General features: G+C 75.6%; 14 protein-coding genes and 1 tRNA gene. 7 read left to right on the forward strand and 8 right to left on the reverse strand.

Translation table 11 applies throughout. The features are described 5' to 3' along the window. Positions 1 to 556: 556 nt before the first annotated feature. Positions 557 to 629 (reverse strand) — tRNA-Arg (locus ABZ836_RS08845). 309 nt (positions 630 to 938) lie between these two features. On the opposite strand from ABZ836_RS08845, the gene ABZ836_RS08850 reads away from it, so the two are divergent. The 7 genes from ABZ836_RS08850 to ABZ836_RS08880 all read left to right on the forward strand — a co-directional run bounded on the left by ABZ836_RS08850 (position 939) and on the right by ABZ836_RS08880 (position 10,071). Then, entirely contained in the window at positions 939 to 2,591 is a 1,653-nt protein-coding gene (locus ABZ836_RS08850) for a dynamin family protein (RefSeq protein WP_361140781.1), read from the forward strand. 3 nt (positions 2,592 to 2,594) lie between these two features. Then, positions 2,595 to 4,931 (forward strand): GTPase, encoded by a 2,337-nt coding sequence (locus ABZ836_RS08855; RefSeq protein WP_361140783.1) that lies wholly within the window; start codon positions 2,595 to 2,597, stop codon positions 4,929 to 4,931. A 107-nt stretch (positions 4,932 to 5,038) separates the two neighbouring features. Beyond that, entirely contained in the window at positions 5,039 to 5,542 is a 504-nt protein-coding gene (locus ABZ836_RS08860; protein WP_356135725.1) for a single-stranded DNA-binding protein, read from the forward strand. Between the two features lie 260 nt (positions 5,543 to 5,802). After that, positions 5,803 to 7,203, forward strand: a complete 1,401-nt coding sequence (locus ABZ836_RS08865; RefSeq protein WP_361140785.1) for a thioester domain-containing protein — start codon at positions 5,803 to 5,805, stop codon at positions 7,201 to 7,203. Positions 7,204 to 7,320: 117 nt separating this feature from the next. Continuing rightward, positions 7,321 to 8,985 carry an energy-dependent translational throttle protein EttA gene (gene ettA / locus ABZ836_RS08870; protein WP_356135768.1) on the forward strand — a complete coding sequence of 555 codons (1,665 nt, stop codon included), beginning with the start codon at positions 7,321 to 7,323 and terminating at the stop codon, positions 8,983 to 8,985. 7 nt (positions 8,986 to 8,992) lie between these two features. Then, positions 8,993 to 9,421 carry a thioesterase family protein gene (locus ABZ836_RS08875; protein ID WP_361140787.1) on the forward strand — a complete coding sequence of 143 codons (429 nt, stop codon included), beginning with the start codon at positions 8,993 to 8,995 and terminating at the stop codon, positions 9,419 to 9,421. Continuing rightward, positions 9,418 to 10,071, forward strand: coding sequence for a hypothetical protein (locus ABZ836_RS08880; protein ID WP_361140789.1), 654 nt, complete (start codon positions 9,418 to 9,420; stop codon positions 10,069 to 10,071). Before ABZ836_RS08875 ends, ABZ836_RS08880 begins: the two co-directional genes overlap by 4 nt. A gap of 84 nt (positions 10,072 to 10,155) precedes the next feature. Here the strand turns inward: ABZ836_RS08880 and ABZ836_RS08885 are convergent, their stop codons facing one another. From ABZ836_RS08885 to ABZ836_RS08915, 7 genes are all read right to left on the reverse strand, one after another. Next, positions 10,156 to 10,566 (reverse strand): globin, encoded by a 411-nt coding sequence (locus tag ABZ836_RS08885; protein ID WP_356135774.1) that lies wholly within the window; start codon positions 10,564 to 10,566, stop codon positions 10,156 to 10,158. A 151-nt stretch (positions 10,567 to 10,717) separates the two neighbouring features. Further along, entirely contained in the window at positions 10,718 to 12,640 is a 1,923-nt protein-coding gene (locus ABZ836_RS08890) for an FHA domain-containing protein (protein ID WP_361140791.1), read from the reverse strand. 48 nt (positions 12,641 to 12,688) lie between these two features. After that, on the reverse strand, positions 12,689 to 14,041 hold the full coding sequence (locus ABZ836_RS08895) for a VWA domain-containing protein (protein WP_361140793.1): 1,353 nt from the start codon (positions 14,039 to 14,041) through the stop codon (positions 12,689 to 12,691). A 49-nt stretch (positions 14,042 to 14,090) separates the two neighbouring features. Beyond that, entirely contained in the window at positions 14,091 to 15,314 is a 1,224-nt protein-coding gene (locus ABZ836_RS08900) for a PP2C family serine/threonine-protein phosphatase (RefSeq protein WP_361140795.1), read from the reverse strand. A gap of 11 nt (positions 15,315 to 15,325) precedes the next feature. After that, complete coding sequence (locus ABZ836_RS08905; protein WP_361140878.1) at positions 15,326 to 18,292, reverse strand: tetratricopeptide repeat protein; 2,967 nt, start codon at positions 18,290 to 18,292, stop codon at positions 15,326 to 15,328. 40 nt (positions 18,293 to 18,332) lie between these two features. Further along, complete coding sequence (locus ABZ836_RS08910; RefSeq protein ID WP_356136475.1) at positions 18,333 to 19,661, reverse strand: hypothetical protein; 1,329 nt, start codon at positions 19,659 to 19,661, stop codon at positions 18,333 to 18,335. A gap of 91 nt (positions 19,662 to 19,752) precedes the next feature. Further along, entirely contained in the window at positions 19,753 to 20,865 is a 1,113-nt protein-coding gene (locus ABZ836_RS08915) for a glutamate ABC transporter substrate-binding protein (protein WP_361140797.1), read from the reverse strand. Positions 20,866 to 20,872: the final 7 nt, after the last annotated feature.

Raw genomic sequence — 20,872 nt, forward strand, 5'->3', positions numbered from 1 at the left:
TTTGAACAGAGGGCCGTCGCCGATGGACGAACCATGCCGCCGATCAGGCGTAACACCACCGCCGGACGGGTGAATTCGGCCGCGGAACAGAAACTCTCCGCGCGGAGGGCGAACGGCCCTCGCCGCATCCCGCACCCCTGTGGAGGGTCTGCGGGGGGTGGTCCGGGGTGTGGTGGCCGACATGCGGCCTGCGCAAGGGCCCTCGCAAGGGCCCTCGCAAGGGCCCTTGCGAGGGCCTCTGTGAGGGGCCCCCGCCCCGGTGGTCGTCCCGGGGAAGGGCTCAATCGGTGCCGGGGCGTACGCCGGTGTCCTCCGGGGCGACCGGGTGGCGACGTGAAGATCGGCTCTTCGTTCCGCGAGTGCGGGGTCCGCGCAGCGCGGGACCGCCGGACGGGACGGGGCGGGGGAAGCGCCGGCTCGCCCGGCTGCGTGAGCGGTACGGGGGCCGGCCGCCGGGCGGGGTGCGCGGGGCGGTCCTGGCCGCGGTCCACGGATCCCGCCCTGTCGGGAGGGCGGGCCGCGCCGGGCCCGGAGGGCTGTCACCAGCCCTTTCGAGCGCCCCCGGCAGGACTCGAACCTGCGGCCAAGCGCTTAGAAGGCGCCTGCTCTATCCACTGAGCTACGGGGGCCGGTGTGCTGGCCTCTGTCGTGGTGCCCGGGTCCGGGCGTGTCCTTGACGTTGCCGGGGACAAGGATAGGGGTCCCATCCTTCGCGCCCCGAGCGCCTCGCCTCCGTGGCTCGATGTGGAGGTTCGGTGAAGCGATTCCCGATAATCCCAGGCAGTGCTGATTCGCGCAGCGCTTTTCGCGCCTGACGCGCCGGGTGTTGTGCACTCGTTATGCATGCGGCCCGGCCGTCCCTTCCCTTCCAGGACCCGGCGGCACGCAGACATGCCCATATGCTTCAGAAAGTCCGTAAAATTGGGCATTCTTCACATGTGGTGACCTTGGACGTACGGCCTCAGCTGCTCGACGCACTCTCCGCCCTGCGTGAGCGCGTCGCCGCCGCACGCTTCCCGCTGCCGCTGGCGGGCGCCCCACGGGCCCGGGCCAACCGGGAGGAGCTGCTCGCGCAGCTCGACGACTACCTGGTGCCGCGCCTGCGGGATCCGGAGGCACCGCTGCTCGCGGTGATCGGCGGATCGACCGGAGCGGGGAAGTCGACGCTGGTCAACTCCCTGGTCGGACGTCAGGTCAGCGAGGCCGGGGTGCTGCGGCCGACCACGCGCACCCCGGTGCTGGTCTGCCATCCGGAGGACTGTCACTGGTTCAGCGGTATGCGGGTGCTGCCCCGGCTCGCCCGCGTACAGGGCGACACCGGGGACCCCGGCGAGGAACCGGCGCGGCGCGGCGTGCGCGGGGCGCGGGGCGGCCGGGGGGAGCGCGGGCGGGACGGCGCCGCGCAGCGGGCGCTGAGGATCGAGACGGCGGAGACCCTGCCGCGCGGGCTGGCCCTGATCGACGCCCCGGACGTCGACTCGCTGGTCGCCGAGAACCGGGTGCTGGCGGCCGAGCTGATCTGCGCCGCCGACGTCTGGATCATGGTCACCACCGCGTCCCGGTACGCGGACGCGGTGCCGTGGAACATGCTGCGCGTCGCCAAGCAGTACGACGTCACCCTGGTCACCGTGCTCGACCGGGTGCCGCACCAGGTGGTGAACGAGGTGTCCCGCCAGTACGCGGCCCTGCTCACCAAGGCCGGACTCGGCGAGGTGCCCCGGTTCACCGTGCCGGAGCTGCCCGAGTCGGCCTCCGGGGGCGGACTGCTGCCGGGAACTGCGGTGGCCCCGCTGCGGGAGTGGCTGACCCGGCTCGCCGAGGACCCCGCCGCCCGCGGGTACGCGGTGGCCCGCACCGCGCGGGGCGTGCTGGACTCGCTGCGGACCCGGATGCCGGAGCTGGCCGGCGCGGCCGCCGCGCAGTACGCCGCCGCGCTGCGGCTCACCAACGCCGTCGAGAAGGCGTACGACAGCGAACACGTGCGGGTCCGCGGGCGGATCCAGGCCGGCGCGGCGCTCGCCGGGGACGCGTTGAAGCGGTGGCGGGCCTACCCGCTGGACTGCGAACCCGACGAACTGCTCGACGCGCTCTGCGACAGCCTGACCGAACTGCTGCTGTGCGCCGTGACCGCCGCCGACGAACGCACCGACGAGACCTGGCGCCGCGAACCCGCCGCCGAGGCGTCCGGCCTGCTCGACGACGAGGCGTCCGGCGGCGAGAGCGCCGAGCACCGCATCGGGATGGCCGTGCGGCGCTGGCGGCGGGAGATCGAGGAGTACGCCGAGGACGAGGTCCGCGAGCTGGAACGCTCCGGCGCGCCCGACCCGGAGGCCGTGGCCGCGCTGGCCGCCACCGCGCTGCTGGGCGGCCGACGGGCCCGTTCCTCCGGCGAACGGCTCGCCGAACGGATCGGTCCGCACGGGGCGCTGCGCCTGCGGGACCGGGGATCGCGGCTGCTCACCTCGCTGGTCGACCGGGTGATCGCGGCCGAACGGGAACGCCGGCTCTCCCCGCTGGAGGCGCTGGACGTGCACGCCGAGCCGCAGGCCGAACTGATCGCCGCGCTGTCCGTACTGCAGAAGGAGAGGTGACCGGTGACCGCCGTCACTGACGAGGACCACACGGACCGCCCCGAGCAGCCCGATCCCCGACCGGGGGACGGGCCCGACGAGACGGGCAGCGGCCGGGACGCCCGGGGGAGCGGGCCCGACGGACCGGCCCGGCACACCGCGGACGGCCCCGCCGGCCCCCCTGCCGACGGCACGACCACCGCCCCGCCCGGCCATGGCGCCCCGCCCGGCCACGGCGCCCCGCCCGGCCACGGCGCCACGGCGGACGCTCCGCGCGCGGAGCGGGCCGTCCACGACCGCGACACGGAGCGGCGGTCGGGCGGCACGGAGCGGCGGCCCGGCGATGACGGGTGGCGGCCCGGCGATTCCGAGCGGCGGCCCGGTGACCCCGACCCGGCGGCCGGGGAGGGGGAGGAGGAGTCCGGGGTCGCGGGCGGGGCCCACGTGCGGCGCGTCCGGGTGGACGGTGCGGGCGAGGACCGCGCCCGGGTCCGGTCCGGTGGGAGCACGCGGGCCGACGAACGGATCGGGCTGCGCCGGGGCGCCGCCGCCCCCGGTTTCCCCGGCCCGGGCGGCTCGCTGGTGCGCCGCGCCGGGCTCGCCACCGCGAAGCCCCTCGCCGCGCGCCACGTGTCCGCCCCCTCCGCCTCCACCCCGCAGCCCGCCGCCGAGTCGGTCTACGGGAACCACCTGCGCGCCCGGCTGGAGGCGCTGCGCGAGCTGATCGGGATGAGCAGGGCACGCGTCGACAGCAGGACCCTCGCCGAGGCCGGCCAGGTCCTCGACCGCGCGGCCGAACGCGGCTCGCTCTCCGGCCGGCACACCGTCGTCGCCATCGCCGGAGCCAGCGGCAGCGGCAAGTCGCAGCTCTTCAACGCCCTGGCCGGAGTGGCCATCTCCGAGACCGGGGTGCGCCGGCCCACCACCGCCGCGGCCCTGACCTGCAGTTGGAGCGACGGCGCCGCCCCGCTGATCGACCGCCTCGGGATCCCGGGCCGGCTGCGGCGCCGCCCGCTGCAGAACCCCGAGGACGAGGAGCGGCTGCGCGGCCTGGTCCTGGTCGACCTGCCCGACCACGACTCGGCCGCCGTCCAGCACCGTGAACAGGTGGACCGGCTGCTCGCCCTGGTGGACGCGGTGATCTGGGTCGTCGACCCGGAGAAGTACGCCGACGCGGTGCTGCACGAGCGGTACCTGCGGCCGATGGCCGGGCACGCCGAGGTCACCTTCGTCGTGCTCAACCAGATCGACCGGCTGTCCGGCGACGCCGCCGACCAGGTCCTCGACGACCTGCGCCGGCTGCTCGACGAGGACGGCATCGCGCTCAGCGAGCACGGCGAGCCCGGTGCGACCGTGCTGGCGCTGTCCGCCCTCACCGGGGACGGCGTGGACGACCTGAAGGACGCGCTCGGCCGGTTCGTCCGCGAACGCGGGGCGGCCGCCCGGCGCATCGCGGCCGACGTGGACGCCGCCGCGGCCCGGCTGCGCCCCGCCTACACCACGGGCGCACGGGCCGGCCTCAGCGAGGAGGCGCGCGACGAGTTCGCCGACGGCCTGGCCGCCGCGGTCGGATCCCGGGCCGCCGGGGAGGCCGCCGAACGCGCCTGGATGCGCGGCGCCAACCGGGCCTGCGGCACGCCGTGGCTGCGGCTGTGGCGCTGGTACCAGGGGCGGCGGGCCCCGCTCACCACCCGGCGGCTCGCCGTCGGCCGGCCCGCCGACGACGAGGCCACCGCGCGCCAGCTGGTGGAGCAGGCCGTGCGGAGGGTGACCGAGCGCGCCTGCCAGGGCATGCCCGGGCCCTGGGCGCAGGCGGTGCGTGAGGCCGCGCTGCGCGGCGCCGAGGGGCTGCCGGAGGAACTCGACGAGCTGTCCCGGCGGGCGGCCCTGCCCGGCAGGCCGCCGCGGCCCTTCTGGTGGCCGGCGGCGGTCCTGGTGCAGGCGGCGATGACGCTGGTGCAGGTGATCGGCGGCGTCTGGCTGGCCGGGCAGATCGTCGGGGTGCTGGAGGCCGACCTGGGCCTGCCGGTGCTGCTGATGGTGATCGGCATCGTCGGCGGACCGGCGGTGGAGTGGGCGTGCCGGGCGGCGGCGCGGGCGCCCGCGCGGCGGTACGGCCTGGAGGCCGAACTGCGGCTGCGGGAGGCCGCCGAGGAGTGCGGCCGGATCCGCGTGCTGGAGCCCGTCGTCGAGGAGGTGGCCCGCCACCGCGAGGTGCGCGAGCAGTACGGCATGGTCAGCGGTGCCGTCCCGGTCGGTTCCGGCGGTCTGGGGGGTCCCGGCGGTCTGGGGGGTCCCGGCGGTCTCGGGGGCACCCGTTCACCCGCACGGGCGGGGCAGTTGTCCACAACCCCGCTCTGAGTCCACAGCCCGCCACGGGCCCGCCCGAACGGCCCCACCCTGGGAGCAGGCCGTACGGGACGGGCCCGTCGGCGTACTCACGGATGCCCGTGGTGAAGGGACGAGCGATGAACGAGACGGTGATCTGCGCGGTCGGCAACGTGGCGACGCAGCCGGTGCACAGGGAGGACGAACGGGGCCAGGTCGCCCGGTTCCGGCTGGCCGCCACCCCCCGCTACTGGGACCGCGAGAAGGCCATGTGGGTGGACGGGCACACCAACTTCTTCACGGTGTGGACCCGCCGCTCCCTGGCGGCGAACGTGGCGGCCTCGGTGTCGGTGGGGGACCCGGTGGTGGTCCACGGCAGGCTGAAGGTGCGCGCCGACACACGGGACGGCCAGTCCCGGACCGACGTCGACATCGAGGCGGCCACCGTCGGCCACGACCTGGCGCGCGGCACGTCGGCCTTCCGGCGGACCGTCAGGGGCGAGGCGGGCGGCGTGCCGGGTGACGGCGGGGCGGTCCGGCAGACGTACGAGGCGGCCGTGCGGGCAGGCCAGGGGGCGCCGCCCGGGCCCCCGGCGGATCCGTGGGGCGTGCAAGCGTCTGCGGGTGCTCCCTTGTTGACGTGATGTCACATGAAGTCGTCCGGATCGGCCCCGGTTGGTGGCGTTTCGGGCGGTAACAATTACGAGTCGGAAACCGTCCGGGACCCGGCTCGCCACCGGGCCGGACGGCCGCCTTCCCTAGGATGCCGGAGTGGGTCATGGGTCGATGGCGCCGTGTACGGCTCCCGAGGGCCCGCGTCAGTAGGCCGTGACCGGAGGGGAGTTCCGTGATTCCGTCGTTCCACGCGAGGTCCGCGCGTCGGTCCGGTGCGGTTCGTGCCGCCGTGGTGTCGCTGGTGTCCGGCCTGGTGGCCGCGGCCGGGGCGACCGGCGCGTCCGCCGCCACCGGGGAGGTGGGCGGCCTCGTGGCGCCGCAGTGGAACGCGGGCGGCGCCACCGCCGTCGCCGACGACCTGAGCGCCTTCGGCACCGCGGTGATCCGCGGGGCGGACGGCGAACGGGAGGTGCCGGCCGGGCTCTTCGAGCTCTCCGTGGACGGCGGCGGGACCCTGCAGACCTACGGCGTGGACATCGAACGCACCACCCAGCCCGGGGTCGTCTACCAGGAGAGCGACTGGAGCGGCACCTCGCTGGCCGGCAACCGCGACGCCGGGCGGATCGTCTGGGTGCTGCGCCACTCCTACCCCCAGGTGGACGACCTGACCGAACTGGCCGCGCGGGCCGGGGCCAAGGGACTCACCGAGCAGGACGCGGCCGCCGGCACCCAGGTCGCCGTCTGGCGGCTCTCCGACGGGTCCGACGTCACCGCCACCGACCCGCAGGCCGAGCGGCTGGCCGACTACCTGGTGAAGCACGCCCGGGCCCAGGACGAGCCGCGCGCCTCCCTCAGGCTGGAGCCGCCCGCCGCGGCCGGGCGCCCCGGCACCCGAATAGGCCCGATCACCGTCCGCACCGGCGCCGACGACGTGACGGTGCTGCCGCCCGCCGACACCAGCCCGGCGTGGATCACCGACAAGAACGGCAAGGCCGTCGAGACGGTGGACGACGGCGGCCGGCTGTACGTCGACATCCCGCACGACGCCGACGACGGCGCCGCCACGCTCACGGTGGAGGCCACCACCACCGTCCCCGTCGGGCGGGCGCTCACCTCCGACAGCCGCAGCCAGACCCAGGTGGTCGCCGCCTCCAGCGAGACCACGGTGCGGGCCACCGCCACCACCGTGTGGCGGCAGGACGGCGCCGTGCCGGGGCTGTGGGCGCGGGAGCGCTGCGAGGCGTCCGGCTCCGACCGGACGTCCGGCCTCGACGTGACCCTGCTCAACCGGGGGGACGAGGACTTCACCTACCGGGTGGCCGGCACCGACTACCTGCTCGCCCCGGGGGAGCGGCGCACGGTCTCGCAGCCGCTCGCGGAGGACGAGGCGTACACCGTCGGCGTCGAGGCCGCCTCCGGCTCGAAGGAGAACCGGCCCGTGGTGTTCAGCGGGGTGCTGGACTGCCTCACGGACAGCGCCGCGGCCGCCCTGCGGACGCAGACGGCCCACCAGCCGCCGAGCCCGCTGCCCTCCGTCTCGCCGCCGTCCCCCGGGGGCGAGGACCTCGCCACCACCGGTGGAGGCGGCGGCGCCGAACTCGCCGCCTCGATCGGCGCGGGCCTGGTCGTCGTCGGCGCCGCGGTGCTCAGCGTGGCCAGGCAGCGCCGCCGGGACGCCCACCAGGAGTGAGTCGCCCATCACGTTCCGCTGCGCCCCGGGGACCGGTCGTTTTCGTCCTGGGGTGGCGGTACGGCAAGATGGGGTGTATCTGCCCACCGCGAGTTTCAAGCTGCCGGACGGTTTCTCTTGGCTGAGTTCATTTACACCATGCGCAAGGCGCGCAAGGCGCACGGCGACAAGGTGATCCTCGACGACGTCACCCTTTCCTTCCTCCCCGGGGCGAAGATCGGCGTCGTCGGCCCGAACGGCGCCGGAAAGTCGACCGTCCTGAAGATCATGGCCGGTCTGGAGCAGCCGTCGAACGGTGACGCGTTCCTGACGCCCGGCTACACGGTCGGCATCCTGCTGCAGGAGCCCCCGCTCAGCGAGGACAAGACGGTCCTGGAGAACGTCCAGGAGGGCGTCGCCGAGGTCAAGGGCAAGCTCGACCGGTTCAACGAGATCGCCGAGCTGATGGCGACCGACTACTCCGACGAGCTCATGGAGGAGATGGGCAAGCTCCAGGACGACCTGGACCACGCCAACGCGTGGGACCTGGACGCCCAGCTGGAGCAGGCCATGGACGCGCTGGGCTGCCCGCCCGGCGACTGGCCGGTCAGCAACCTCTCCGGTGGTGAGCGGCGCCGCGTCGCGCTGTGCAAGCTGCTGCTCGAGGCGCCCGACCTGCTGCTCCTCGACGAGCCCACCAACCACCTCGACGCCGAGTCGGTCAACTGGCTGGAGCAGCACCTCGCCCAGTACGCCGGAACCGTCGTCGCCGTGACCCACGACCGGTACTTCCTGGACAACGTCGCGGGCTGGATCTGCGAGGTCGACCGCGGTCGCCTGCACGGCTACGAGGGCAACTACTCCAAGTACCTCGAGACCAAGGCCACGCGTCTGAAGGTCGAGGGGCAGAAGGACGCCAAGCGCGCCAAGCGCCTCAAGGAGGAGCTGGAGTGGGTCCGCTCCAACGCCAAGGGGCGGCAGGCCAAGTCCAAGGCGCGTCTGGCCCGCTACGAGGAGATGGCCGCCGAGGCCGACAAGATGCGGAAGCTGGACTTCGAGGAGATCCAGATCCCGCCGGGCCCGCGTCTGGGCAACGTGGTCGTCGAGGTGCAGAACCTCCGCAAGGCCTTCGGTGAGAAGGTCCTGATCGACGACCTGTCCTTCACGCTGCCGCGCAACGGCATCGTGGGCATCATCGGTCCGAACGGCGCGGGCAAGACCACGCTGTTCAAGATGATCCAGGGCATCGAGGAGCCGGACTCCGGCAACATCAAGGTCGGCGAGACGGTCAAGATCAGCTACGTCGACCAGAGCCGCGCCAACATCGACGCCAAGAAGACGCTGTGGGAGGTCGTCTCCGACGGTCTCGACTACATCAACGTCGGCCAGGTCGAGATGCCCTCCCGCGCCTACGTCTCGGCGTTCGGCTTCAAGGGCCCGGACCAGCAGAAGCCGGCCGGTGTGCTCTCCGGCGGTGAGCGCAACCGCCTGAACCTGGCGCTCACCCTGAAGCAGGGCGGCAACCTGCTGCTCCTCGACGAGCCGACCAACGACCTCGACGTCGAGACCCTGTCCTCGCTGGAGAACGCGCTGCTCGAGTTCCCGGGCTGCGCCGTGGTCGTCTCCCACGACCGGTGGTTCCTGGACCGCGTGGCGACGCACATCCTCGCCTACGAGGGCGAGTCCAAGTGGTTCTGGTTCGAGGGCAACTTCGAGTCCTACGAGAAGAACAAGATCGAGCGGCTCGGCCCGGACGCGGCGCGTCCGCACCGCGCCACCTACAAGAAGCTGACCCGGGACTGATCGACGCGTGCGCCACCTCTACCGCTGCCCCCTGCGCTGGAGCGACATGGACGCGTACGGGCACGTCAACAACGTCGTGTTCCTGCGCTACCTGGAGGAAGCCCGGGTGGACATGCTGTTCCACCCGGAGCAGGACCATGCCTTCGCGCGGGGCACGGTGGTGGCGCGCCACGAGATCGACTACAGGCGTCAGCTGGTCCACCGGCACGCGCCGGTGGACGTCGAGGTGTGGGTGACGAAGGTCCGCGCGGCCTCCTTCACCCTCGCCTACGAGGTCAAGGACACCGGGTCCGGCGACGAGCCGGACCTGGTGTACGCCAGGGCGTCGACGGTGATGGCGCCCTTCGACTTCACGCTCCAGCAACCGCGGCGTCTGACCGAGGGCGAGCGGTACTTCCTGCAGAAGTACCAGGACGACGAGGCCGCCGGCCGATGAGCAAGCTCCGCTTCGCCGACGCGGGCGAGGCCGCGGACCTCTGCGGCTTCCTCACCCGGCTCCTGCACTACGACCGCGCCGCCGCCGTCCGGCTCCAGGGCGCGGGCCGGGCGCTGGCCGTCTACGGCAGCCCCGCCTCCTTCGACGTGCTCGCGGTGCGGGCCGTCCGGCTCGCGGAGCCCGCCGACTCCCTCGACGTCACGGTCTCCGCGGGCGAACTGCTGGAGTCCGTCGACGAGGACGCCGCCGAGGCCGTCGTGCCCTCCGCGGTCACCGGGCCGGCCTGGGCCGGGCTGCTGCCGCCGCGCGGCGGCTGGCAGGCCGAGGGCGCGCTGCCCGGGGAGGCGCTGCGGGGGCTGGTGGCCGCCGCGGTCGCCGAGTTCCGCCGACGGGTCGAGGAGATCCCCCCGGAGGCGCGGACCCGCGCCGCGCTCGACAGCACCGGGCGTCAGATCTGGTCCCGGACCGTCGACGGCACCGGGCTGCCCGTCCGGGCCGTGCACGCCGCGCAGTCCCTGGGCTTCCTGCACCCCGGTCCCGGCCCGCAGATCCTGTCCTGCGGGTCCTGGCTGAGGCTGCGCACCCCCTACGGCTCCGTCGCCGTCCGCCGCGCCGGCCGCCTCGGCGGACTGGGCGTCGGCGTCGCCTGACCGGCGCCGCGGAGCCTCCTCACCCCTCGGCCCCCGTCGCCCTCCGAGGCGCGTCACCCCCCACGCGCGTCACCCCGACGTGCGTCACACCTCGTCGGGGGTGTTCACCATGGAGGCCGCGGCGTACGTCAGGTAGCTCCACAGCGTGTGCTCGTGCTCCTCGGAGAGGCCGAGGTCGTCGACGGCCGCCCGCATGTGCCGCAGCCAGGCGTCGTGCGCCGCGCGGTCGACCTTGAACGGGGCGTGCCGCATGCGCAGCCGCGGGTGGCCGCGCTGCTCGCTGTACGTCGTGGGTCCGCCCCAGTACTGGATCAGGAAGAGCCGCAGACGCTCCTCGGCCGGGCCCAGGTCCTCCTCCGGGTACATGGCCCGGAGCGCCGGGTCCTCGGCGACCCCTTCGTAGAAGCGGCGGACCAGGCGGGTGAACGTCTCCTCGCCCCCGACCTGCTCGTAGAAGGTCTCCGTCTGCAGTGTGCCTCGCCGAATCTCTTTCACGTCTCCATCGTCTCAGACGGCGGCACCCGGTCCTCAAGACCTGTGGACGGGCCAGAGGTCCTGCGGACCGGGTGCCGGTCGGGTCGTGCTCGGTTGCGGCTCGGTCGTTGCCCGGTCGTGGCTCGACCGGCACGGTCCGCTCGGCCGGGGGTCAGCCGCGGCGGACGGTGATCGTCGTCCAGGCGCCGACGTGCACGCGGTCGCCGTCCCGCAGCGGGACCGGGACGAACGGCTGGATCGGTTCCTCGGCGCCGTTCACCGTGGTGCCGTTGGTGGAGTTCTGGTCGATGACCGCCCAGCTTCCGTCCGCCTGCTGCACCAGCATCGCGTGCTGGTGCGAGACGCCCGGGTCCTCCGGCGGCACCGACAGGTCGATGTCCGGGGTGTCGCCGGTGGAGTGGCGGCGGCGGCCGATGGTCACCTGCGGACCGGTGAGGGTCCGCTGCTGCTCCGGGGAGTACGCGGGGAGGTTGAGCCCGGCGGCCTCGGGGCCGGAGCGTTGCATCATCGCCATGAAGTAGGCGCGGTCCGGGCCGATGGTCGCCGTCCAGGTCTCCTGGCGGGGCGCGCCGGGCTGCGGGTAGCCGTAACCGCCGCCGGGGCCCGGGGCGCCGGGAGCGCCGGGTCCGCCGGGTGTGCCCGGGGACGCGGGCCACGGTGCCAGGCCCGGGGGCGTGCCGGGGGCGCCGCCGCGGTCACCGGGGGCGCCGCCGGGGGCACCCGGGCCACCCGGGCCGCCGAAGCCGCCGGGGCCGGCCGGGCCGGGGTAACCGCCGGGGCCGTTCGGGCCGCCGAAGCCCTCGTGCACGCCGGGGCCGCCGGGAGCACCCTGGCCACCGGGGTTGCCGGGTCCGCCGGGGAAGCCGCCGCGCTCGCCGGGGGCACCCGGGCCACCCGGGCCACCCGGGCCGCCGGGGCCACCGGGAGCACCCTGGCCACCCGGGTTGCCCGGGCCGCCGGGGAAGCCGCCTCGCTCGCCCGGGTTGCCGGGGCCGCCCGGGCCACCGAAGCCGCCGTGGTCGTCGGGACGACCGGGGCCGGCAGGGCTGTTGAAGCCGCCGGGGCCACCGGGGCCACCGGGGCCGCCCGGTCCGCCGAAACCGCCTCGGTCGCCCGGTCCGCCAGGTCCACCGGGACCGCCGGGTCCGGGGAAGCCGCCGCCTTCGCCGGGACCGCCCGGGCCACCGAAGCCGCCGCGTTCGCCGGGACCGCCCGGACCGCCGGGACCACCGGGACCGCCGAAGCCGCCTCGGTCACCCTGACCGCCCGGGGCACCAGGGCCGCCCGGACCGCCCTGGCCGCCGGGGAAGCCGCCGCGCTCACCGGGACCGCCGGGCCCGCCCGGGCTGCCGGGGAAGCCGCCGCGCTCACCGGGACCGCCGGGCCCGCCCGGGCTGCCGGGGAAGCCGCCGCGTTCACCGGGACCGTCGGGCCCGCCCGGACCGCCCGGGCCGCCGGGGAAGCCACCGCGCTCGCCCGCACCGCCCGGACCGCCGAAGCCCCCCGGGCCACCGGGGCCCCCGGGCGCACCCGGGCCCGGCGAGGTCGGCGGAGGGAGGGTCCAGTCGTCGCCGGCCGGGGCGCCGGGGCGGCCGCCGCCCTCGAAGAAGGCCGGCGGCGGCCCGCCCGCGTGCCCCTGCTGGAAGGAGGCGGGCGCCCCGCCCTGCCCGCCGCCGAGCGGCTCGGCGGGACGATTCAGCTGCGAGGGCCGGGAGGCCTGGTACTCCGACGGGTCGGGCTGGTACGACCGCCCGCCGGGCGGCGGGGGCACCGGGCCTCCGCCGGGACCGCCCGGACCGCCGAAGGACGGGGGCGGCGGCGTGTAGGAGGTCGCCGAGTTGGTGAGGAAGTTCCACCGGCACTCCTCGCAGAAGGGCGCCAGCCCCTCACGCGGCGTGCGGCACTGCGGGCAGAGCTCCGGGGCCCGGCCGCCCTGGCCGCCGGGGGGCGGGAAGCCGTAGCCCCCGGAGGGCGGCGGGGGAGGCGGCGGGGGCACGGCACCCGCCATGCGGTGACCGCAGACCTCGCACCAGTCGTCGGAACCCGACTGGTGTCCGTTCGGGCAGGTCGGCATGTCGGCGCTTCCCCCTCTCCCTTCCGGCCGTTCGTCGGGCCGGCTCGTTCACTGCTCGTTCGGTCGCCGTGTGACGCGCACGGTCTTGGTGGACCGTGTCTCGAGCGTCATCTCGTCGGCTTCCGCGACCTTCGTCTTCAGTCGCACAGTACCTGCCGCTTCGTCGACCACGTCCACCACCTTCGAAAGGAGTTTCGCCGTATCGGCGTTTCCGGACAGCCCGGCCAGCTGCACGGCACGGCCCAGCTTGGCGGTCGCCGCGTCCATGTCACCCGCCTTGCGGGCCTCCAGGCCCTGCTGGATCGCCTCGGCCAGCTCCGCCTGCCCCGTGTAGTGGGCGACCTGCGGATCGAGGGAGGTGGAGGCGGCCAGGTCGTCGGTCCACACGGCCCGCACCAGGCCCTGGGCGCCCAGGGCGTCGGCGCCGCCGTCGGCGTGGGGCACCACCAGTGAGACCCGGGCGGCGAGCATCTCCCGGCCGATGTCGGCGGGCGGGACTTCCACACAGACGTGGTAGTCCCGCGACTCGTCGCCCCATGACCCGGTCGGGTAGTCACCGGCCCGCGGCCCGGCCTCGGTGCGACGGTCCGTCAGGTCCTCGACCGAGGGCGCGACCTGCTTGACGAAGCGGACGCGCGCGCCCGCCGGGGTCCACAGGCGCAGCGCCACGTCGGCGACGCCCTTGCCCATCGCCGTCTCCATCATCGAGGTGAAGTCGGCGGCCAGGTGCTCCGGGTCGGCCACGATGTCGGCCGTGCCCAGCAGGGCCGAGGCGATCTGGGTGACCTCCTTGACCTCCCAGTCGGTGCCCACGCCGCGCGCGTCGCAGGTGAAGCGGCCGGCGCAGTGCTCCAGGGCGGCCGTCAGCCGTTCGGGCGTCTCGTGCTCGTTGCGGCCGTCGGTGAGCAGGACGCCGTGCCGGATGGTGGCGTCCGCGGAGGACAGCAGGCGGTCCGCGAGCCGGAGCCAGGCGCCGATGGCGGTGCCGCCGCCCGCGGTCAGGCGGCGCAGCGCCTGCTGGGCCTGGGCGCGGGTCTCCGGGCCGGCCGCGGCGAGCCGGCCGTCCCCCGGGTAGACCTCCCGGGCGACGTGGGTGCCGGCGACGACCGCGAACCGGACGCCGTCCCGGAGGGTGTCGATCGCCGCGGCGGTCGCCTCGCGGGCGCCGCGCATCTTGGCCGGCGGGTAGTCCATGGAGCCGGAGCAGTCCACCATGATCACCACGGCGGCGTCCGGCCCCCCGCCGGAACCGCCGGACCCGGCGGGGCCGCTCAGCGTGGCGCCGCCGCTCGCCGTCACGGTGACGACCGCGTTGACCTCGCGCGCCCCCTCCGGCAGGTACGCGTTCTGGTAGACGTCCACGGAGAACCGCGGCACGTCCGGTTTCGAGAGAATCGCCATGCGTCCTTCGCCCCCTCGCGCGCCCGCGGCTCCCTCGGCCTGACGCGCCTCAGCCGGATCCTGCCCCCTGGGCGGGGCCCGGGAACGGCACCACCGCCACTGTTACGTTGTCGTGGCCCCCTCCGTCGAGGGCGTGGCCGACCAGGACGCGGGCGCTGTGCAGCGGGCGGGTGGCGGCGTCGGCCGGGACGACCTCGGCCATCTGCTCCGCGGTCTCCGCGTAGTTCCACAGGCCGTCCGTGCAGACCACCACCACGCCGGGGCGGTCCGGCTTGAACGAGGCGGTGTGCGGATCGAGTTCGTAGGCGTCCGCGCCCAGCCAGCCGGTGATGGCGTGGGCGCGCTCGTCCGCGTAGGCCTGGGCCTCGCTCATCAGCCCGGCGGCGACCATCTGGGCGGCCCAGGAGTCGTCCTCGGTGAGCCGGGCGGGGGCGGAGCGGTCGTCGGGCACCCAGTAGACGCGGCTGTCGCCGACCCAGCCGACGACCAGCAGGCCGTCGGCGACCAGGGCGGCGACCAGGGTGCAGGCCGGCGCGTTCTCCTGCGGCGCGTGTTCGCGGGGCCGGGCGGGGTCGCCGGCCAGCGCGTCGACGGCGCGGGCGGCGGCCTGGATCGCCTCGTGCATGGCGGTCTGCGGGTGGACGCCGCGGGGCAGCGCCTCGGTGAGCGCGTCGGCGGCGGTCCGGGAGGCGGCCGCGGAGGCCTCGTCCGGGCGGGTCGCGGACGACACGCCGTCGCAGACCACGGCCACCGAGACGGGTGTGCCGTCGGGAAGGGCGGCCTGGGCGAGGGCGAAGGCGTCCTCGTTGCGGTGGTGGCGCAGTCCGCGGTCGCTGACCGCGGCGACGGGCCCCGACTCCAGTTCCATGTGGTCCCGTTCGCGCGGCTGGGCGTGGCCGCAGTTCTCGCAGTATCCGTCGCCGTCGACCCGTCCGGCCCGGCAGGCCACGCAGGCCTTCCCGGCGCCCGCCGGGGTGGCGTCGGCGCCGGCCGGGTCCACCGCGGCGGACCGCGGGTCGGCGGCGCGCGGGGAGGGCGGGGCGGGCGGCTGAAGGTGGAAACCGTCCGTCGTGTCCGCGCCCGCGGCCTCGCGGGCGGTGGGCGGGGCGGACGGCGTGTCGTCGCGCGTCTGCAGGGCGACCGTCGGCGTGTCGGACAACGGGGCGGCCGCCGCCGACAGGTGCAGGCCACAGGCGCCGCAGTAGAGGTCGGCCGGCTCCACCGGCTCGGTGCAGCCGGGGCAGGCGGACAGGCGGTGCGTGTCGGCAGTCATCGGCGGCACCACTACACCCACGTCCGGGGACGGTAACGGTTGGCGCGTTCCACCAGGTCGATCCTCTCCTCGCCGCCGTCCGCGAGACGGGCCAGCGTGCGGTACGAACGTTCCAGGCCGAGGCGGAGTCCCCGCTCGTCCAGTACTTCGCCGAGCACCCCGCGTCCGGAGGCCACCGGTACGGAACCCCGGCCTCCGGAGAGTACCCAGTCGAGCGCGCAGCCCAGCACCTCCGCGGACAGCCGCTCGCGCCGCACGGCGTCCAGTCCGTATCCGCCCAGCGCCTCCACCTGCGCGGCGGCGGCGGTCAGATCGTCGAGGAACGGCGTGTCGGCGCCCACCACGGTACGCCCCCGCAGCCGTGCCCGGACGGCGGCGACCCGGGCCGCGGTGTAGTGGATGGACGCCTCCGGCACCGACTCCAGGGCGGCGACCGCGCCCTCCCGGTCGCCGGCGGCGAGCCGCACGCGGGCCAGCCCGAAGGCGGCGCTCACATAGCTCGGGTCGGTCGTCCACACCAGCCGGTAGTACTCGGCGGCGTTGTCCAACTGCCCCAGCACCTCGGCGCACAGACCCAGCGCCAGCTTGGGCGCGGGCTCGCCCGGGAAGGCGTCGTAGAGCGCGTCGAAGGCGAGCGCGGAGGCCACGTACTCGCCGGTGACCAGGGAGGTCACGCCCCGGTACCAGACGACCCGCCAGTCGTCGGGCTCCTCGGCGGCCAGACTCCTCAGCTCCTCGACGGCGGCCCCCGCCTCGCCCGCCTCCAGCCGTGCGCGCACCAGCCGCAGCCGGGACTCCGGCGAGGCGGCGGGGGCCCCGGACAGCGCGACGAGCAGTTCCTGGGGCGCCGCCGTCATCAGCGCGGCCAGGAAACCGGCGTTGGGGTCGTCGGGGTCCACCCGCGGCACCGGCAGGGCCAGCGCGGCGGCCGCGGCGTCCACGGGTTTCACCGTTCCGGGTGACACCGGAGGGGTGTGCGGAGCGCCCGCGGCGGGCATGGGGGAGGACCCGCGCTGGGCGGGGAACACCGGTGGCGCGGTTCCGGGCGGGGCGGCGGGCGGCGACGCGAGGGCCGGCCCGTACGGCGACGCGAGGGCCGGCCCGTGCGGCGACGCGACGACCGGCCCGTGCGGCGGGGCCGCCGGCAGCACGGACGGCACGGACTGCGCGTACGGCGGGGCCACGGACGGCGCGGACCGCGCGAGCGGCGGCACGGCGGGCAGGGTGACGGGCGGCGCGGTGTCCGCGGTGGGGGCGCCGGACGCCGCGGCCCGCCGGGCGAACAGCCGGCCAGGAGGGTTCCGCCGGGCCCCGAGCCGGGACACCTCAGGCTCCGTGTCGTCGAACAACCTCGCGTCCGTGACCCGCAGTTCGGGGCCGAAGAGGGTGGACAGGGCGGGCCGCGGGCGGCCGGTGCCCAGCGCGACCACCTCGCGCAGCACGCCGGTGAGCTGTTCCGCCATCTCCTGCGCCGAGGCGAACCGCCGCGCCGGGTCGGGGTCGGTGGCCCGGACCAGCAGCCGGTAGAAGGACTCGTACCGCCGGAACACCTCGATCTCGTCCGGGTCCGGCAGCGAGTCCGCGTGGACGGTGGTGTAGCCGTGGAAGTCGATGGTGAGCACGGCCAGGGTGCGGGCCACCGTGTACAGGTCGGAGGCGACCGACGGGCCGACCGTGGCGACCTCGGGGGCCTGGTAGCCGACCGTGCCGTAGATGGCCGACTCGTAGTCGTCCATGCGGCGGACCGCGCCCATGTCGATCAGCTTCAGCTGGTCCTCGGTCTGTATCGCGTTGTCGACCTTGAAGTCGCAGTACAGCAGGTTGCGGCTGTGCAGGTGGCCCAGGGCCTCCAGCGCCTCGATGCCGTACGCGCAGGCCTGCTCGACCGGCAGCGGGTCGCGGCGGCCGTCCGGGGTGCGGCGTCCGTTGGCGATGTCCTTCAGCGACTTGCCGCCGACGTACTCCATGACGATGTAGCCGTCGAGGGAGCCGGTCCGCTGGTCCAGGTGCTCGACGAAGTTGTAGATCCGCACGATGTTGGCGTGCTCGATCTCGGCCAGGAACCGACGCTCGGAGATGGCGGCGGCCATCGCGTCCTGGTCGCCGGTGTCCAGCAGGCCCTTGAGGACCACCCACCGGTCGGACACCGCGCGGTCCACCGCCAGGTAGATCCAGCCCAGTCCGCCGTGCGCCAGGCAGCCCGCGACCTCGTACTGGCCGTGCACCACGTCCCCGCCGCGCAGTTTGGGCACGAAGGAGTAGGGGTGGCCGCACTTGGTGCAGAAGCCCTCGGTGCGGCCGGGGCGGTCGCCACGGGCCCGGCCGACCGGCGCGCCGCAGTCGGAACGGGAGCAGAACCGCTTGCGCTCCGGCACCCGCGGGTCGTCCAGCACCATGGCCCGCGGGTCGGGACGGGGCACGGCCGGGACGTCGACCAGCCCGGCGCCCAGCCGTCCCCGGTGGGAGCCGCCGGACTGCGCGCCGGAGCTGCGGACCGACACCGCGCCGACCGTGGCCGCGCCGCTCAGCGTCCCCGACAGCCGGCCGGAGACCGAGCGCCGGGACCGCGACGACGAGCGGGACGACGAGCGCGACGACGCGTGGGACGGACGCGAGGACCCCTCGGAGCCCGCCGGATCCCCCGGGCCGACCGGGCTGCCCGCGCCGGAGGAGCCCGAGCCGCCCGTGCCGCCGAAGCCCGGACCGCCCGCGCCGCCCGCGCCGTCGGAGCCCGCGCCGCCCGCGCCGCCCGCGCCGCCGAAGCCCGGACCGCCCGCGCCGCCGGAGCCCGCGCCGCCCGGGCCGGTGGGCCGGCCGGAGTTGCCCGGCGGGCGTCCCGCGACACCGGTGGGGGTGGCGCCCACCATGCCGTCCGGGGACACCACCGGCGCCAGCCCGCAGTGGTCGCAGTACAGCTCACCCCCGCCGACGTCCTCGTACGCGCCCTCGCAGCCCGGCCGCTGGCACCTCGGCTCCATCACGCCCCGTCCCTCCGCACAGCTCCCCCTCCGTCGGCGCTCACGCCTGGGCCCCCTCCGGCCGTCCCGCCCCGTCCTGCGTGGGCATCACGGGCCGCAACTGCTCCACCGCGGCCTGCTGGTAGCGCAGCACGGCCTGCTCGGCGACGCGCAGGTCGCAGGGCGCGCTCCACAGCATCCGCCGGGCGATGTCGTACCGCTCGACCAGCAGCGGGTCCTCCGCCAGCCCGTGCCGGGACACCTTCGCCCGGTAGGCGTCCAGCCGGCCGCGCAGCTCGGCGCGGATCGCCAGCGGCGCGGTGACCGCCGTCAACGACTCGCGGGCGCGCACCAGTTCGTCCTCCGCCTTGCGCTCCAGCTCGTCCAGCAGCGGCGACAGCCGGTGCCACAGGCCCTGCCGCCGGTACTCCGCCGCCGTCGACACCCGCTCCTGCAGCACCGTCGGCGGGCCGCTCACCGCGGGCACCTCGGTGGCCGCGATCTTCGCCAGCACCTCGCCGCGCGCCAGCCGGGCCTCGGCCAGCGTGCGGTCCGCGCGGCTCAGCACGTCGCGCAGCCGCACGAGCCGGGACTCGGCGTCCTGGCGGACCGTCAGAACCGCCTCGATCTCGCGGCGGGCGTCCTCCAGTTCGCGCGCGTACCGGTCGTAGGCGGTGGTGTCCGGGCGGCCCGCGCCGGGCGCCGAACTCCCCTCGGCGGGCGTCCAGAAGGACAGCGGGTCGGAGATGACCCGCTCGCGCAGCCGGGTCAGGGCGCCGGTGATCCGCTCCAGGTCGTCCCCGGCCGGGTGTTCGCCGGGCCGCACGCCCACCGAGCGGGCGAGGTCCCGGGTGCGGCGCAGCTCGGCGGAGAGCATGTCGATCCGGGCCGGCAGCGCCGACCAGACCGCGTCGGCGGCCACCACCACGTCCAGCGCGGCGGCGTACAGCTCGTTCATCCGGTCGACGAGCGCGGACAGCGTGTAGCGGCGGCTGAGGCGCACCGAGGACGTCCCGGCGAGCCCGCCGCTCTCCGCGGCGGCGGTCCCCGCGACCGTGACGCTGGGGCCCCGCAGCAGTTCGGTGAGGGCCACCAGGTCCTCGCGCCCGGCCCAGCGGCGGCGGGCCCGCAGGTCGCGGGCGGATCGCAGGGTGTCCGTGTAGGCGTCGAAGAAGGTCCACAGCAGGCTGATCGAGGCCTCCGTGGCCCGCCACCGCTGCTGGGTGGCGCCGGTCAGCCCGGCCCCTTCGAGGAGTCTGCGCCCCGCGTGGTCCTGCAGCGCGAGGAGCGAGGACTCGATGGCCTCGTGCTCCGCGCCGAGCCGCGCCAGCGCACGGTCCACCTCGTCCCGGTCCATCACCGGACCCAAGGCGTGTCCCGTGTCGCCCATCGATCACCTCTCAGTGCGCAGTCGGTGCGTGCGGTCGGTCGGCGCGGGCTCACGGCCTCGCCGGTGGGACCCTGCCCAGGGCGGGCCGGGGTCAGTCGCGGTAGACGGCGGGCGGGGGGTCGGCCGGCTTCGGCATGGTCGACGCCAGCCACCGGTCGTAGGCCCGCTTCCAGCCGCCGTCCGCGACGTAGTCGCGCAGCACGGCGTTGACCCGGCGGACCAGGTCGTCGGCGTCCTCGGCCATGGCCACGCCGTAGTACTCCTCGGTGAACTCCTCCCCCTTCAGCGCCACCGACGGGTCCTGCGCGGCCTGGCTGGCGGCCAGGGCGCTGTCGGTGACCACCGCGTCCACCTCGCCGAGCTGGAGCCGCACCAGGCAGTCGAGCTGGTTGGGCACCGTGGTGGCGATGTCCGCCTCGGCGACCGCCGGCACGCCGTTCCTCCGGTCCTCCTCGAGCCGGCTGTGCGCGGTGGATCCCGCCGCGCTGCAGATCCTCAGGCCCGCCAGGCTGCGGTCGTAGCCGGTGACCGACGACCGCGCCGGGGCGAGTACCTGCTGGCCGGTGGTGAAGTAGGGGGCGGAGAACGACACCTCCTCCAGCCGGTCGCAGGTGATGGTCATGGTGCGGACCACCATGTCGACGCGGCCCTCCCGCACGGCCGGGATGCGCTGGTTGGTGGGGATCGCGTGGAAGCGGATGTTGGGGGACTGCCCGTCCGCCCGCGGGCCGAGGATCTCGTCGGCCGTCCGGCGGGCCAGGTCGATGTCGAAGCCGGAGAGCTCCACCTGGTCCTCGGCGCTGTTGGGGTCGCGGTAGCCCCAGCCGTAGCTGTTCTGGTCGACGCCGACCCGCAGGTAGCCGCGTTCCTTGATCGCCCGGATCGTCGGGCCGCTCTCGGCGGTGGACGGGGAGAGGCTCTGCGCCTCGGGGCGCTCGCAGTCGTCGTCGGCCGCGGCGGGACGGGCGGCCGGGGTGGCCGGGGCGGTCCGGGAGGCCGGGACGTGAGGGGCGGCGTGCCGGCCGTCCGCCGTGCCGGACGGTGCGCCCGCCGCGTCCCGGTCGTGGCGCCCGGCGTCGTGCGGCCGGGGCAGCAGCAGGGCGCCGGCCGCGGTGAGCGCGCAGAGACCGGCCAGGGCGCCCACGACGCGCCGGCCGCGGCTCGGCCGCCGCCGGTCCAGGTCCTCGTCGTGCCGTCGTCGCATCGCCGTT

This window comes from Streptomyces sp. NPDC047130 (genome assembly GCF_040643475.1).
Taxonomy (GTDB): domain Bacteria; phylum Actinomycetota; class Actinomycetes; order Streptomycetales; family Streptomycetaceae; genus Streptomyces.

What these genes read in the sequence shown, in the direction of transcription:
- ABZ836_RS08860 (WP_356135725.1), top strand. Translation starts at nt 5,039, where the DNA reads ATGAACGAGACGGTGATCTGCGCGGTCGGCAACGTGGCGACGCAGCCG.
- ABZ836_RS08880 (WP_361140789.1), top strand. Translation starts at nt 9,418, where the DNA reads ATGAGCAAGCTCCGCTTCGCCGACGCGGGCGAGGCCGCGGACCTCTGC.
- ABZ836_RS08890 (WP_361140791.1), bottom strand. Translation starts at nt 12,640, where the DNA reads ATGCCGACCTGCCCGAACGGACACCAGTCGGGTTCCGACGACTGGTGC.
- ABZ836_RS08895 (WP_361140793.1), bottom strand. Translation starts at nt 14,041, where the DNA reads ATGGCGATTCTCTCGAAACCGGACGTGCCGCGGTTCTCCGTGGACGTC.
- ABZ836_RS08900 (WP_361140795.1), bottom strand. Translation starts at nt 15,314, where the DNA reads ATGACTGCCGACACGCACCGCCTGTCCGCCTGCCCCGGCTGCACCGAG.
- ABZ836_RS08905 (WP_361140878.1), bottom strand. Translation starts at nt 18,292, where the DNA reads ATGGAGCCGAGGTGCCAGCGGCCGGGCTGCGAGGGCGCGTACGAGGAC.
- ABZ836_RS08910 (WP_356136475.1), bottom strand. Translation starts at nt 19,661, where the DNA reads ATGGGCGACACGGGACACGCCTTGGGTCCGGTGATGGACCGGGACGAG.
- ABZ836_RS08915 (WP_361140797.1), bottom strand. Translation starts at nt 20,865, where the DNA reads ATGCGACGACGGCACGACGAGGACCTGGACCGGCGGCGGCCGAGCCGC.